At 61.1% G+C, this 13118-nt stretch carries 17 protein-coding genes; 8 read left to right on the top strand and 9 right to left on the bottom strand.

What is annotated here, in order from left to right; translation table 11 throughout:
- Positions 1 to 47: 47 nt before the first annotated feature.
- The 9 genes from AB5Y92_RS11140 to aopN are packed head-to-tail and all read right to left on the bottom strand — an operon-like array spanning position 48 to position 6237.
- Positions 48 to 1136 (bottom strand): virulence-associated V antigen, encoded by a 1089-nt coding sequence (locus AB5Y92_RS11140; protein WP_368226781.1) that lies wholly within the window; start codon positions 1134 to 1136, stop codon positions 48 to 50.
- Between the two features lie 9 nt (positions 1137 to 1145).
- Complete coding sequence (gene acrG, locus AB5Y92_RS11135; protein WP_005334559.1) at positions 1146 to 1430, bottom strand: LcrG family type III secretion system chaperone AcrG; 285 nt, start codon at positions 1428 to 1430, stop codon at positions 1146 to 1148.
- Positions 1431 to 1469: 39 nt separating this feature from the next.
- Positions 1470 to 1925 carry an LcrR family type III secretion system chaperone gene (locus AB5Y92_RS11130; protein WP_368226780.1) on the bottom strand — a complete coding sequence of 152 codons (456 nt, stop codon included), beginning with the start codon at positions 1923 to 1925 and terminating at the stop codon, positions 1470 to 1472.
- Positions 1922 to 4087, bottom strand: coding sequence for a SctV family type III secretion system export apparatus subunit AscV (ascV, locus tag AB5Y92_RS11125; protein WP_272868880.1), 2166 nt, complete (start codon positions 4085 to 4087; stop codon positions 1922 to 1924). Before ascV ends, AB5Y92_RS11130 begins: the two co-directional genes overlap by 4 nt.
- On the bottom strand, positions 4020 to 4370 hold the full coding sequence (gene ascY / locus AB5Y92_RS11120; RefSeq protein WP_368226779.1) for a type III secretion system chaperone AscY: 351 nt from the start codon (positions 4368 to 4370) through the stop codon (positions 4020 to 4022). Before ascY ends, ascV begins: the two co-directional genes overlap by 68 nt.
- On the bottom strand, positions 4367 to 4732 hold the full coding sequence (gene ascX, locus AB5Y92_RS11115) for a type III secretion system protein AscX (RefSeq protein ID WP_040065257.1): 366 nt from the start codon (positions 4730 to 4732) through the stop codon (positions 4367 to 4369). Before ascX ends, ascY begins: the two co-directional genes overlap by 4 nt.
- Positions 4729 to 5100 (bottom strand): SycN family type III secretion system chaperone Acr2, encoded by a 372-nt coding sequence (acr2, locus tag AB5Y92_RS11110; protein WP_021229940.1) that lies wholly within the window; start codon positions 5098 to 5100, stop codon positions 4729 to 4731. Before acr2 ends, ascX begins: the two co-directional genes overlap by 4 nt.
- Entirely contained in the window at positions 5097 to 5378 is a 282-nt protein-coding gene (acr1, locus tag AB5Y92_RS11105; protein ID WP_005334576.1) for a type III secretion system gatekeeper subunit Acr1, read from the bottom strand. The genes acr2 and acr1 overlap by 4 nt, the downstream gene beginning before the upstream one ends.
- On the bottom strand, positions 5359 to 6237 hold the full coding sequence (aopN, locus tag AB5Y92_RS11100) for a SctW family type III secretion system gatekeeper subunit AopN (protein ID WP_368226778.1): 879 nt from the start codon (positions 6235 to 6237) through the stop codon (positions 5359 to 5361). Before aopN ends, acr1 begins: the two co-directional genes overlap by 20 nt.
- Before the next feature lie 189 nt (positions 6238 to 6426).
- Here aopN and ascN point away from each other — a divergent pair, with 189 nt between their 5' ends.
- Genes ascN through ascU form a run of 8 tightly spaced genes read left to right on the top strand, consistent with a single transcriptional unit; the run spans position 6427 to position 12995 of the window.
- A complete protein-coding gene (ascN, locus tag AB5Y92_RS11095; protein ID WP_108613947.1) occupies positions 6427 to 7749 on the top strand; it encodes a SctN family type III secretion system ATPase AscN in 1323 nt (440 codons plus the stop codon).
- Positions 7746 to 8207, top strand: coding sequence for a type III secretion system central stalk protein AscO (gene ascO, locus AB5Y92_RS11090; protein WP_201913495.1), 462 nt, complete (start codon positions 7746 to 7748; stop codon positions 8205 to 8207). The genes ascN and ascO overlap by 4 nt, the downstream gene beginning before the upstream one ends.
- 6 nt (positions 8208 to 8213) lie before the next feature.
- The gene (locus tag AB5Y92_RS11085; RefSeq protein WP_368226777.1) at positions 8214 to 9314 is read left to right on the top strand and encodes a type III secretion system needle length determinant; all 1101 of its coding nucleotides are present in this window, start codon (positions 8214 to 8216) and stop codon (positions 9312 to 9314) included.
- Positions 9311 to 10237, top strand: a complete 927-nt coding sequence (gene ascQ / locus AB5Y92_RS11080; RefSeq protein ID WP_164536368.1) for a SctQ family type III secretion system cytoplasmic ring protein AscQ — start codon at positions 9311 to 9313, stop codon at positions 10235 to 10237. The genes AB5Y92_RS11085 and ascQ overlap by 4 nt, the downstream gene beginning before the upstream one ends.
- Positions 10234 to 10887 carry a SctR family type III secretion system export apparatus subunit AscR gene (gene ascR, locus AB5Y92_RS11075; RefSeq protein ID WP_005334585.1) on the top strand — a complete coding sequence of 218 codons (654 nt, stop codon included), beginning with the start codon at positions 10234 to 10236 and terminating at the stop codon, positions 10885 to 10887. The genes ascQ and ascR overlap by 4 nt, the downstream gene beginning before the upstream one ends.
- 1 nt (position 10888) lies before the next feature.
- Positions 10889 to 11155, top strand: a complete 267-nt coding sequence (gene ascS, locus AB5Y92_RS11070) for a SctS family type III secretion system export apparatus subunit AscS (protein ID WP_005334586.1) — start codon at positions 10889 to 10891, stop codon at positions 11153 to 11155.
- Complete coding sequence (gene ascT / locus AB5Y92_RS11065; RefSeq protein ID WP_368226776.1) at positions 11152 to 11940, top strand: SctT family type III secretion system export apparatus subunit AscT; 789 nt, start codon at positions 11152 to 11154, stop codon at positions 11938 to 11940. The genes ascS and ascT overlap by 4 nt, the downstream gene beginning before the upstream one ends.
- Positions 11937 to 12995: a SctU family type III secretion system export apparatus subunit AscU gene (ascU, locus tag AB5Y92_RS11060; RefSeq protein ID WP_368226775.1), complete on the top strand. Its 1059-nt coding sequence runs from the start codon at positions 11937 to 11939 to the stop codon at positions 12993 to 12995. The genes ascT and ascU overlap by 4 nt, the downstream gene beginning before the upstream one ends.
- Positions 12996 to 13118: the final 123 nt, after the last annotated feature.

Here is a 13118-nt window from a genome sequence, read left to right as displayed (position 1 = left end):
GCTTCATATTCCGGGGTCAGGGTGGTGTCGGTCTGCATGATCTCTCCTCAAATTGCGCCAAGAATGTCGCGCATGATGCTGTCGTATTTCTGGATAAAGCGGTTGAGTGCCTCGATGGCGGCGTTGTAGCGCGAGCTGACGTCGTTGAGGCGGGTGGTCTTTTCACTGACCTGATCGTTGAGCGGGCGAGAACGGTCGCTCACACTGGTGGAGAAGTTGCCAAGCTTGTTGTTGTCCTTGTCATAGCTGTAGCTGGCTTCGATATTTTTCATCGCGCCGCTCTTCTTCTGGCCACTTTCGAGGAACGTTTTAACTGTGATGACCTGCGTTGCTACGATCTGCTCAAGATTGGCTTTTTTACGCTCATAAGCGGCACTGGCCTCACCCAGCGTTTTGGAGTCAAGGCTGGCCGACTTTACTTTTTCCAGCGCATTTTTAGCGTTGGTGAACTCTTGCAGTGCATTTTTCACCAGATCATCGGTAAACATTTTCGACAACAGTTTGAACTCTGCCCCATCCAGAAATTTGGCCTGAGATTCATAGCCATAGAGCTTGTAATCCAGCAGATTGAAATTGGTGTTGAAAGTCGGTTTGTCGGATGCCTCCGAGAGCTTCTTGTTGATCTCGGACTGGATCACCCCGTAGATCTTCAGCTCAGCTGTCATCTCTGCGAGCTCCTCCCGCAGCCCTTTACGCTGGTTGTCCTGAAACGCCATCACCCCGGTAAAGGTCGTGATGAGATCGTCATCGATGCGATCCATGGTCAGCGCACTGAGGGAGAGCAGCATAAATTCAGGGACGGTCCAGTGGGTGACTGGCGGGGTTTGTTTTACTCCCCGCTCGATCATTCCCTTGATGGCGGCAATGGCCGCATCTTGCCCCCCCTGGAACTGGCCCATCGCCCAACCCCCGTTGATCGAGGCGGGATCCGTCAGATAGGCAGCCAGCAACTTCTCCAACTGCTCTTTGGTCAGCGCAGTCGATGAGTCAGCACTGATGGTGATCTTGCCCTTGAGCAGCTCGACCAGTTCGGTCAACTTGGGGTTTTTATGGCCCGGCAATGCGTCCAGCGCTTGCCCATCAAGCCAGCCGACGAACGCACCAGGGTTGGTGTTGTAGTCAGGGATAGTGCTCATCACGACTCCTTAAATCATCAGTCCGCGCATCATGGTGGGACGGCGACTCTTGCGGCCCTCTCCCGGCTGTGCCGGCAGTAACGCCTGTCTGCGCTGGATCTCAGCCAGCAACTCCTGCTCGGCCACGGCCACTTGCTCGGTCGGCGCATCGAATAGCAGCTGACAGGTCTGATCCGAGAGAGCGAGGCCAGCCAGCATCTCTTGCAACAGAGCGTTGCGGTGATCGCTGTCGGCAATGGCCTGCTCTGCTTGCGAAATGGTCTCGCTATGGTCGGCAAAACGCGGTTGTTTCATCTTGGCTCCTATTCTATGAGGCCCCTTTGGACATGCCTGTCACGCAAGGCCGTGCTTTTGTCGTTTTCGCATATCCCGCAAGGAACAGACTCGCTCGGCGGCCAGCATGAACCAGCCGGGCTCGGGTTCACTGGCTCCCGTCCAGCGCAGGTAGAATCGGCCAAGCCGCTCACCGCTCAGGCTACTGCCGCGAAAGACATCGACGTTGCCGTAGAGGTAATGGCCCGGCCCGAGCACTGTCAGAGTGGCTTCGGCCAGCAGATAAAGGGCGGCAAAGGGGTTGGCCAGACCGGCCCGCTCTCCCTCACGGCGCACCAGCAGGATCCAGACCCGTCTGGTCGCAGGATCAAAGCGCCAGGCGAGATAAATTTGGCGATAGCAAAAACCGTGGCCGAGCTGGATGGGGGTTGCCCCCAAATGGTGAGGGGCTACCGCCACACCCCTAGCTTGCAGCCAGGGGATCAGGGGGTCAGAGGTTAACGGGTCCCCCCTCACAGGCAGACCCTCCCGAGGGGCTGGATATTGATCTGCTGGGTCAGCTCCTGATAGGAGAGCACCGGCAGGGCGTGGTAATCCCCCTCGATGAGCTTGCGCACATAGCGGCGGATATCCATGGAGACGATGAGCACCGGCTTGTTCTGCATCTGGGCCAGATCACCGACGGTATGGCGCACCTGATCGAGGAAGCTCTGGGTAATAGTGGGATCGAGCGCCAGATAGCTGCCGGCGCTGGTCTGGCGAATGCCGCCGCGGATCTGCTCCTCCACCTGCTGATCGAGCAAATAAGCAGGCAAGATGTTGTTGCCGTTGGCGTACTTGTAGCAGATGTAGCGCTTGAGGCTGCTACGGATGTACTCGGTAAGCTGCACCACATCCTTCTCCTTCTGGCCCCACTCCACCATCGCCTCGAGGATGGCGCGCATGTTGCGGATGGAAATATCCTCCCCCACCAGCCGCTGCAAAATTTCGGTCATACGCTGCAGCGGGATGATGCGTTGCGCCTCCTTCACCAGCTCGCCATAGCTCCCCTCCATCTGCTCCAGCAGGTAGCGGGTCTCCTGAATGCCGATAAAGTCCTCGGCATATTCCCGCAGCACATGGGATAGATGCCAGGTCACCACCTGATCGGTGGTGAGGGTGGCCAGCCGTGACTTCTCCAGCCGCTCCTGATGTTCATTAGCGACCCACAAGGTCGGTTGTCCCGGCAGTAACGGCGCCCCCTCTTCGTAGGGGATCCCCAGCAGATCGAGCTGGGAGGCGCTCTCCTGTACCAGCTGATGGCCCGGGCGCAGCAGACCGCGGGCGACCGGCACCTCCTGCAGCTGGATCAGGTATTCACCAGGCCCCATCCCCTCGTTGAAACGCAGGTGAATACCCGGGAAGGGCACTCCGAGATCGAGATAGAGGGCGCGGCGCACCCGCACCAGTTCGTCGTTGAGGGCAATCGCCTCCAGCTCGGCCTGCAAAGCGGCATCCACATCGATCAGGAGCGGCACAGTCATGGCGAACTCCTCCTTCTCCCCCAGCTTGCCCCGCGGCTTGCTGCCCGGTTTTGGCTTGCTGCGGGCGGCAGGGGCCCCGGCCCCCTGCGCCAGCACGGCAGGAAGATCCTGACTGTTGCTGCTCTGCGCCTTGCGCTGACGCAAGCCGATAAAGTAACCGCCCGCCGTGACGATGGCCGCCAGCGCAAAGAAGGTGATCATCGGGAAGCCCGGGATCAGACCAAACAGTACCAGCAGCAGACCACCTATCAGCAGCGCCTTGGGCTGGGCCACCACCTGGGCGCCGATATCGGTACCCAGATCGGAAGACTCTTCGGAGGAGACCCGGGTGACGATAATGCCCGCGGTGATGGCGATCAGCAGCGCCGGCACCTGGGAGACCATGCCATCACCCACCGTCAGGATGGAGTAGAGCTGCAGCGCATCGGCAGCGGATAACCCCTTCTGGGTCACCCCGATGGTGACGCCGCCGAGGATGTTGACGAAGATGATGATGAGGCCCGCGATGGCGTCCCCTTTCACGAACTTCATGGCGCCATCCATGGAGCCGAACATCTGGCTCTCCTTCTCGATGACGCCGCGACGATCCCGCGCCTCGTGCACGTCGATCACCCCGGCGCGCATGTCACCATCGATACTCATCTGCTTGCCCGGCATGGCATCGAGGGAGAAGCGGGCACTCACCTCGGCGACCCGCTCCGAGCCCTTGGTGATCACCAGAAACTGGACGATGGTGATGATGAGGAAGATGACGATCCCCACCACCAGATTGCCCCCCACCACGAAGTTGCCGAAGGTGTAGACGATCTGCCCCGCATCGGCCTGCAGCAGGATCATCCGGGTGGTACTCACCGACAAGGCAAGCCGGAACAGGGTGGTGATCAGCAGCACCGCCGGAAAGGCGGAGAACTGCAGCGGCGAATTGATATAAACCGCCATCATCAGCAGTACTACCGAGATGGTCATGTTGATGGCAATCAGGATATCGAGGGCCACCGGCGGCAGCGGCAAGACCATCATAAAGACGATGGCCAGTAGCAGGATCGCCAGCATGATGTCCTTGCGCTCGCCTATCCGGCGCAGCAGCTCAAGGGAGCGTTGATTCATTCTGCTCTTCCAGTTCGAGGTATTGTTGATAGGCAAAACGGGCTTCATCCAGCCGCCCTGCCAACTGGCAGGCCCGGCTGCGACAGAGCCAGAGCGGGCCGTCGGCCTCCCCTTGCTGCATCAGCTGATCGACATGAGCCAGCGCCGCCTCCCCCTCCCTCTGTTTGAGCAGGGCCACCAGCAGGGTCCGTCGCCCTCCCTGATGGTCGGGGTGGATCTGCAGCAGGGCGGCCAGCAGGACGCACGCCTTGTCGGGGTGGCCATATTGCAGTTGCAACCAGCCGGTGAGCAGCAGCGCATCCTGCTGCTGTGACGTAAGCACCATGGTCATACCTTGTGCAGCAGATGAAGGGTCATCTGCATCAGTTGTTCATCGGCGTGCATCTCTTCAAGCAACGCAGCGGCCGCTCGCAACTCGGGGCTCTGCCCCTCTGCCAGCACACTGCGCAGCCCCTGCATCGCCTGATTGAAATCAACCGGCCGCAGCAAGTCGTGGAAGCCGCGATCCGGGGTGGCGAAATCGAGCAGCACCCGATCCGCCAGCCGCTCGGGGTAGAGGCGGCTGATATGGGGTTCGATGGACTGGCCATCGGGCAACAGGGCATAACGCCCCGGCAGGCTGCGCTCCTGATCGTCAAGTGAGATGGCGCTGAGCTGCTCGATCCCGATATGCGCGGCAGTGATCCGGCTCATGACGCCAGCACCTCTCGCTGCAGCCGGGTCAGGGTGGTCACTGCCTGATGGAGCTGGGGCAGAGTCACGGCCCGCTCATCCAGGGTAACGAAGAGGATAAGCTGATCCTCCCCCAACCAGCCGCTGCGCACCGGCAGTGCCGGCCCTTGCGCCGCGGCGGTCAAGGTCATGGCGCGGCGGATCGCCTCGCCACTCTGATGCCAGGGCACAGCGCGGGCCAACCAGAGGGTCAGTTGCCCCTGATGGCGCTCCAGTTGCAGAGTGCCGCTCTGCTCCAGTTCAAGCTGGATCAGCGAATGGGGGTTATCCCCTATGGTGATGCCCAGATCCTGGCAAAACTGCACCAGCAGGGGTTCAATCCAGTTCATGACGACTCTCCAGACAACTCATCCTCTTCCCGCTCGATGGCGTTATCGAGCGCCCCCTGACAGCACTGCAACAGGTTCTGGCGCTGCTCCTCCTCACTGAACAGCTCCACCGGCAGCAGGCGGATCAGCCGCTTGAGCTCTTGATAGAGCAGCACCTGCTGGCGACAATCTGACAGCTCAAGAGCCACACCGACCTGCTCCACATCCCGCACGCTGGCCCAGCGTTTCTCCACCAGGGCGATCAGATCGCCCATCAGATCAGAAGGCCCGTATGCCATGGGCCGAGCCCTCCTTCACCCGTTGCCACAGCTCTTCCACTTGCGCCGAGAGGGTGTTGAGCAGCCGCAGCTTGTGCATGTCGCTCATCACCCGCTCCAGCTTGACCGGGTCGAGCCAGCGCTGCTGGCTGTCGAGATCGGCACTCAGGGCCTTCATCATGAAACCGGTCACCTTCTCCAGCGCACCGTTGCCAAAGCGGCTGTGAATATCGCGCCAGGCGGCAGAAAGGGCGCGGTAGTCCTGCACCGCATCGCGATAGAGATCCCGCAGATCCTGCTCGGCTCCCACGCCCGCTTTGGCCGCTTCGGCCGCGGGGCCGGTAATGCGCGCCCCCAGCACGATGGCACTGCCCTGCTCGTCCGCCAGCTTGGCCAGCGCCTGCTCCACCAGCGCCAGGGTGCCCTGCATCTCCGGTCGTCCGGCGAGGGCCTTGCGCGCCTGGCAGAGCGCCTCGAACTGCTCGCTCACCTCCCCCGAATAGCTCTCGAGGTAGGCCAGCAACTGGGAGAGGTTGGCCAGCCGACCGCTACCGAGGTGGCTCACCATCTCCTTGATCTTCTGCTGGCGTTCCAGCTCCGGCACCTTGTCGAGGTAGTCCCCCACCAGTGCCTCGATCTCGCTGATGCGGGCGTGGCTGTCGCTCAGCTTGCGCTTGGCGAGCGAGAGTTCGGATCGCTCGGAGAAGACGAAGGTGAGCTCTTCGGCGGCATCGGCCAGCGACTGGGCGGCACTGGCCAGCACGACCCGCTCCCCCTGAAATTGCCCACCCTGCAGGGGAGCCTGACGGGATGCGACCTCTGCTCCGCGCAGCTCGGGCTGGGCGGCAGGGGCATAGGGGTTGCTCTGGATAATGGCCATGAAAACTCCCGTGACGAATCGATTGACGAGGATGGCATTATAAAAATCGCCCTCATCCCCCTATGCCAAAATCGGCCGTGAATTTTTAGCCCGCCCCCAACGGTTTTCTAAAAAGTCCCGACTCGCGCTGAAATCCCCGTAGCCCCCCATCCCCTATAGTGGCCACCAGTTTCAATGGCGCAGATTGTTATGACCCTCTCCCTCGACCACATCCCCAACCAGCTTCGTCACGCCATCGACGAGTGCCGCCTGATCCAGATCCGTGGCCGGGTCACCCAGGTGACCGGCACCCTGCTCAAGGCGGTCGTCCCGGGAGTGCGGATCGGCGAGCTCTGCCATCTGCGCAACCCCGACAACACCCTCTCCCTGCAGGCAGAGGTGATCGGCTTTGCCCAGCATCAGGCTCTGCTCACCCCCCTTGGCGAGATGTTCGGCATCTCCTCCAACACCGAGGTGAGCCCGACCGGTGCCATGCATCAGGTCGGGGTCGGCGAGCATCTGCTCGGCCAGGTGCTCGATGGCCTCGGCAACCCCTTTGGCGGTGGCCATCTGCCAGAGCCCGAGGCCTGGTATCCGGTCTATCGGGATGCGCCCGCTCCCATGAGCCGCAAGCGGATTGAGCAACCCATTTCGCTGGGCATTCGCGCTATCGACGGCCTGCTCACCTGCGGTGAGGGGCAACGGATGGGGATCTTCGCGGCCGCCGGTGGTGGCAAGAGCACCCTGTTGGCGTCGCTTATTCGCAGCGCCGAGGTAGATGTCACCGTGCTGGCGCTGATCGGTGAGCGAGGCCGTGAGGTGCGCGAATTTATCGAAGCGGATCTGGGAGAGGAGGGTTTAAAAAAGGCCGTGCTGGTAGTGGCCACCTCGGATCGCCCCGCCATGGAGCGGGCCAAGGCGGGCTTTGTCGCCACCTCCATCGCCGAGTATTTCCGCGATCAGGGCAAGCGGGTGCTGCTGCTGATGGACTCCGTCACCCGTTTTGCCCGTGCCCAACGGGAGATTGGTCTGGCCGCTGGCGAGCCACCAACCCGACGGGGCTATCCGCCGTCGGTGTTTGCCGCCCTGCCCCGCCTGATGGAGCGGGCCGGTCAGTCAGACAAGGGCTCCATCACTGCCCTCTATACCGTGCTGGTAGAGGGGGATGACATGACAGAGCCGGTCGCCGACGAGACCCGCTCGATCCTCGATGGCCACATTATCTTGTCGCGCAAACTGGCGGCGGCCAACCACTACCCGGCCATCGATGTGCTGCGCTCCGCCAGCCGGGTGATGAACCAGATCATCGAGCCCGAGCATCAGGCTCAGGCAGGTCGACTGCGCAGCTGGCTGGCGAAATATGAAGAGGTGGAGCTGTTGCTGCAGATCGGCGAATACCAGAAAGGGCAGGACAAGGTGGCCGACGAGGCGATTGCCCGCATCGAGACAATTCGCCAGTGGCTCAGGCAAGGCACCCATGAACCCAGCTCACTGCCGGAAGCTCTCTCGACTCTGGAGGCGCTGACCCGATGATTGGCCGCCTGCAACGAATAAAAGACCTGCGGCTGGATAGGGCCGAGCAGCAACTCGCCGCCCAGCAGGCTCGGGTACAACTCGCCCGCGTTCGCCAGCGCGAAGCGGAGCAGGAGAGTCTCGACTATCGCCAGTGGCGCCTTGCAGAAGAGGAGCGGCTATTTGCCATCTGTCAGGCGGAGCAACTCGATCGCAAGGGGCTCAAGGCGTGGCAACAGCAAGTGTCACTGCTGCGGGAGAAAGAGGCCCAGCTTGAACAAACTGCCGCCGAGCAGGCCGAGCGGGTGGCCGAAGAGCGCATCCGCTTGCAGGAGCGCCAGCAGGCGGTACACCGAGCCCGCCAGCAGCAACAGAAATTTGCCGAACTACACCGTCAGGAGCAGGCCTCACAGCAAGCCCTGCGTGACTACAACGAAGAGCAGGAACAGGAAGAGTTCCGCCAGCAGATCAGGATGTAACGAGTCATGAACCGAATCCTCCCGACACAGGGCACAGTGACAGCCCGGGGCGATACCCAGATGGCTGAAGCCAATCGGTCGCAACAGCAACGTTTCGAGCAGGCAATGCGGCTTGATCAGGAACAAAAGACAGCTCACCAACACCGGGAAAATAACCTGCACCAGAGCAGGGTTGCGTTGCATCAACAGCTATTGCAGGCGCAGCAACAGAAAAAAGAGATAGCCGATAAGGCCCAACAGCAGGAGCTTGCCGCCGCTCACGAAAGGTCAAAAAAACGGCAGCCAGAGCCGCTCGTCAAAGAGGAGCAACTCGGCATTTCCCTCTCTGAAGTGGCCGCCCGTGACCAGAAGGAAACAGAGCGACAAGCAGATCAACACTCGCAGGATAAAGAGCTGGAGGGCTGCGCACACCTGTCCCCAGAAGCATGGTCACTACCAGGACAAAAGAGCTCGCTGTCCACAGCGTCATCGGCACAGGAAAAGCACCCGGCATATTCCGATAAGGGCACGGATAACACGTTGATAACAGGTGACACCTCTGGACTGGACAGGGCGCTAGTGACCGAAAAAGCCGCCAAGCAACTGAACGAAGCATCCTTAGTCGATGCCCGTGAGCTCGCAGAGCCGCTCGCCGCTGACACTGACACTGACACTGACATCAATGCGCTCACTCTGAGCGACGAAATACCCGAAGCCAGCGGTCAACCGATCCCTCCACAGGTGAAAACCCCCGGGGATCTGCAGCTCGCCCGGCTTACACCTGCCGAGAATAATCGGGAACTGGGTCAGCTGCTGGAGCGACTGGCGGTGGATATCTATCAGGAGCTGGGCCGCCCGGAGCGTCCGCCGCTGCTGCGCCTGACGTTGCCACAGCTGGGCGATCTCTCCATTCGCATCGCTCACCACCATGGCGAGCTGCAGATCGAGATTCTGGCAACCAGCGAAGGGCAATTGCTGCTCAATCAGGGGCGCGGCGATCTGGTCGACCGCCTGCAACGGCTCTATCCCGGCGAGCGGGTCGCTCTCGATCTCTTCGGCCAGCCTGACAGTGAGCAGGGCTCACGCCATAAACGATCCATCTACGAAGAGTGGGATGCCGACGCATGACACCGATTGCCCTCACCTCCGCCTCGCTGGCGGAGTTGACTTTACAGCAGACCCTGAGCCAATACCGCCAGCACTTTAGCTGGAGTGGCGGCGAGCTTCTCCTCGCCATCGGTTTGCCGCCTGCGACACTCGATACCCGGCTGCAACTGCAGTGGCAGGGGCTCTCTTTACCGCTGTTGTGCCACGGCGCCGAGCTGGCTCACTGGCTGGCGCCCGATCTGCAGCAGGCGGCGCTGTTCAGCCTGCCCGAGCCGCTGCAACTGGCACTGATCGAACGGCTGGGACAACCCCTCGGTGGCCTCACCTGCTCGGCGCTGACCCGACAGGAGAGTAACGTTCAGACCGATGAGCCAGCCCTGCAACTGCGGTTGCAACGGGAGGGGGCCAGCCTCGCCCTCTGGCTGCCGCAGCCCGAGTCCTTGCTGAGCAAGTTGCCACCACGGCCACGGCAGCAGCGGTTGCCGCTGCCCCTCACCCTCTCCCTGCAGTGGGGCGAGATGGGGCTGACCATGGATGAGCTCGCCACTCTCGCTATCGGCGATGTGCTGCTGCCACCACCCCATCCGCAACTCGGCCAGCAACTGCTGATCTGCGTGGAGGGTCGCCCCTTTGCCTACTGCCAACCCCATCAACAACATCTGGAACTGACTGCCATGCATAATGCTGCCTCCGCTGACCCCTTCGGCCCGACCGAACTGGATCAACTGCCGATCCCGGTGAGCTTCGAAGTGGGCCGCCAGACCCTGGACTGGCATACCCTCACCAGTCTGCAACCGGGCGCCCTGATCGATCTTGGCACGCCCCTCGATGGCGAAGTGCGCATCATCAGCAACGGCCATTCGCTGGGAGTGGGGCGACTGGTGGAGATCCAGGGGCGCCTGGGGGTAAGGGTCGAACGCCTCGACAACGAGTCACAGTCATGATCCAGTTGCCAGACGAGCTAAACCTTATCGTCGGGCTGGCGCTGCTGGCCCTGCTCCCCTTTATCGCCGTGATGGCCACCTCCTTCGTCAAGCTGGCGGTGGTCTTCTCGCTGCTGCGCAACGCCCTCGGGGTGCAGCAGATCCCCCCCAACATGGCGATGTACGGGCTGGCGATCATTCTCAGCATTTATGTGATGGCGCCGGTCGGCTTTGCCACCCAGGATTACCTGCGCCAGAACGAGGTGTCGCTGGCGAAAGCCGAATCGGTGGAGAAGTTCCTCGATGAGGGGATTGCCCCCTACCGCGACTTTTTGAAAAAGCAGATCAAACCGCGGGAACACGCCTTCTTTATCGACAGCACCAAGCAACTCTGGCCCAGCAAATATGCCGACCGGCTGGAGCCAGACAGCCTGCTGATCCTGCTGCCCGCCTTTACCGTGAGCGAGCTGAGCCGCGCCTTCGAAATCGGCTTTCTGATCTACCTGCCCTTTATCGCCATCGACCTCATCATCTCCAACATCTTGCTGGCGATGGGGATGATGATGGTCTCCCCCATGACCATCTCGCTGCCCTTCAAGCTGCTGCTGTTTGTGCTGCTCGATGGCTGGGCCCGCCTGACCCACGGGCTGGTCATCAGTTACGGAGGCTAGCATGAGTCACGCCGATATCCTTCACTTTACCAGCCAGGCGCTCTGGCTGGTACTGATCCTCTCCATGCCACCGGTGCTGGTGGCGGCGCTGGTGGGCACCCTTGTCTCTTTGCTGCAGGCGCTGACCCAGATCCAGGAGCAGACCCTGGGCTTTGTCGCCAAGCTGATCGCAGTGGTGATCACCCTGTTTGCCACCACCGCCTGGCTGGGTAACGAGCTCTACAGCTTTGCCGATATGGTGCTATTCAAAGTGCCGCAGATCCAATGACGCTGGAGAGCCTGCAGCCCCAGATGCTGGCCTATACCCTGCTGCTGCCGCGCTTTATCAGTTGCTTCGTGATGCTGCCGGTGCTGAGCAAACAGATGCTGGGAGGGGCGATGATCCGCAACGGAGTGGTCTGCTCGCTGGCGCTCTACGCCTACCCCACGGTCGCCGACACCTTGCCAGAGCAGATCGATGGCATGACGCTGGCCATGCTGATCGCCAAGGAGGTACTGCTCGGCCTGCTGATCGGCTTTGTCGCCGCCATCCCCTTCTGGGCCATAGAGGCGAGCGGTTTTCTGATCGACAACCAGCGCGGCGCCGCCATGGGGTCCCTGTTCAACCCGAGTCTCGGCAGCCAGACCAGTCCCACCGGCCTGTTGCTGACCCAGACCCTGATCACCCTCTTCTTTGCCAGCGGCGCCTTTCTCGCCCTGCTGGCCGCCCTGTTCCAGAGCTACATCAGCTGGCCGGTGGCGCACTTTTTCCCCACTATCGACGAGCAGTGGGTCAACTTTTTCTACAGCCAGTTCAGCCATATGTTGCTGCTCTGCGCTTTGCTGGCGGCGCCGCTGCTGATCGCCATGTTTCTGGCCGAATTCGGGCTGGCGCTGATCAGCCGCTTCGCCCCTTCACTTAACGTCTTTGTGCTGGCGATGCCGATAAAAAGCGCCGTCGCCAGCCTGCTGCTGGTCATCTACATCAAACTGATGATGGATCACGCCTATCAACAGGTGCTGGCGGTGATGGATCCGCTGCAACTGCTGATCCCCATTCTGGAGGCACGATGAGCGGCGAGAAGACCGAACAACCCACCCCCAAAAAGTTGCGGGATGCGCGCCAGAAGGGGCAAGTGGTCAAAAGCAAAGAGGTGGTCTCCACCGCCATCATTCTCAGTCTGGTGGGCATGCTGATGGCGATGTCCGACTACTACCTCGAACATCTGGGCAAGCTGATGATGATCCCGGAATCCCACATCAACCTCCCCTTTAGCCAGGCGCTCAACCATGTGGTGGAGAACCTGATGCAGGAGATGGCCTATCTCTGCATTCCGCTCCTCGCGGTCGCGGTGCTGGTGGTACTCGCCTCCCACTTCGCACAGTACGGTTTTCTACTGAGCGGCGAGTCCATCAAGCCCGACATCAAAAAGATCAATCCGGTGGAGGGGGCCAAGAAGATCTTCTCCATCAAGAGCCTGATGGAGTTCGTCAAATCACTGCTCAAGGTGAGTCTCCTGAGCCTCTTGGTGTGGGTCACCATAAAGGGCAATCTGCAGGCAATGCTCCAGTTGCCCGGCTGCGGCATGAGCTGCATCACTCCGGTACTGGGGGGCATGCTGGGCCAGCTGATGGCGGTTTGCGCCATGGGCTTTGTAGTGATAGCCATCGCTGACTACGCCTTCGAACACTACCAGCACCTCAAGCAGCTCAAGATGAGCAAGGACGAGGTGAAGCGGGAGTACAAGGAGATGGAGGGGAGCCCGGAGATCAAGAGCAAGCGCCGCCAGTTCCATCAGGAGTTGCAATCGAGCAACATGCGCGCCGACGTCAAGCGCTCCTCGGTCATCGTCGCCAACCCGACCCATATAGCCATCGGTATCCGCTACGAGCGGGGAGAAACCCCGCTGCCGGTGGTGACCCTCAAATTCACCGATGCCCAGGCGCTACAGGTGCGCAAGATTGCCGAAGAGGAGGGGACCCCTGTGCTACAACGCATCCCGCTGGCCCGTGCCCTCTATCGGGATGCCCAGCTCAACAACTACATTCCCGCCGACCAGATTGAGGCGACTGCCGAGGTTCTGCGCTGGCTGGAGCAGTGGCGCCAGAGCGAAGGGCCACAGTGGTAGGGCAGCACGCTGCCCGACTGGCCAAACAAACAGCTCAACACGCGAAAAACTGACAAATCCCCGACCGCTCCCTGATATAGCGCTCCGTCACGGCTCGGTATCATCCCCTTATCGTCAATCCTG

Source organism: Aeromonas sp. R1-1, assembly GCF_040908495.1.
Classification (GTDB): domain Bacteria; phylum Pseudomonadota; class Gammaproteobacteria; order Enterobacterales; family Aeromonadaceae; genus Aeromonas; species Aeromonas veronii.
Note: the sequence above shows the minus strand (reverse complement) of the source record. Positions and strands in the feature narration are given on the sequence as shown.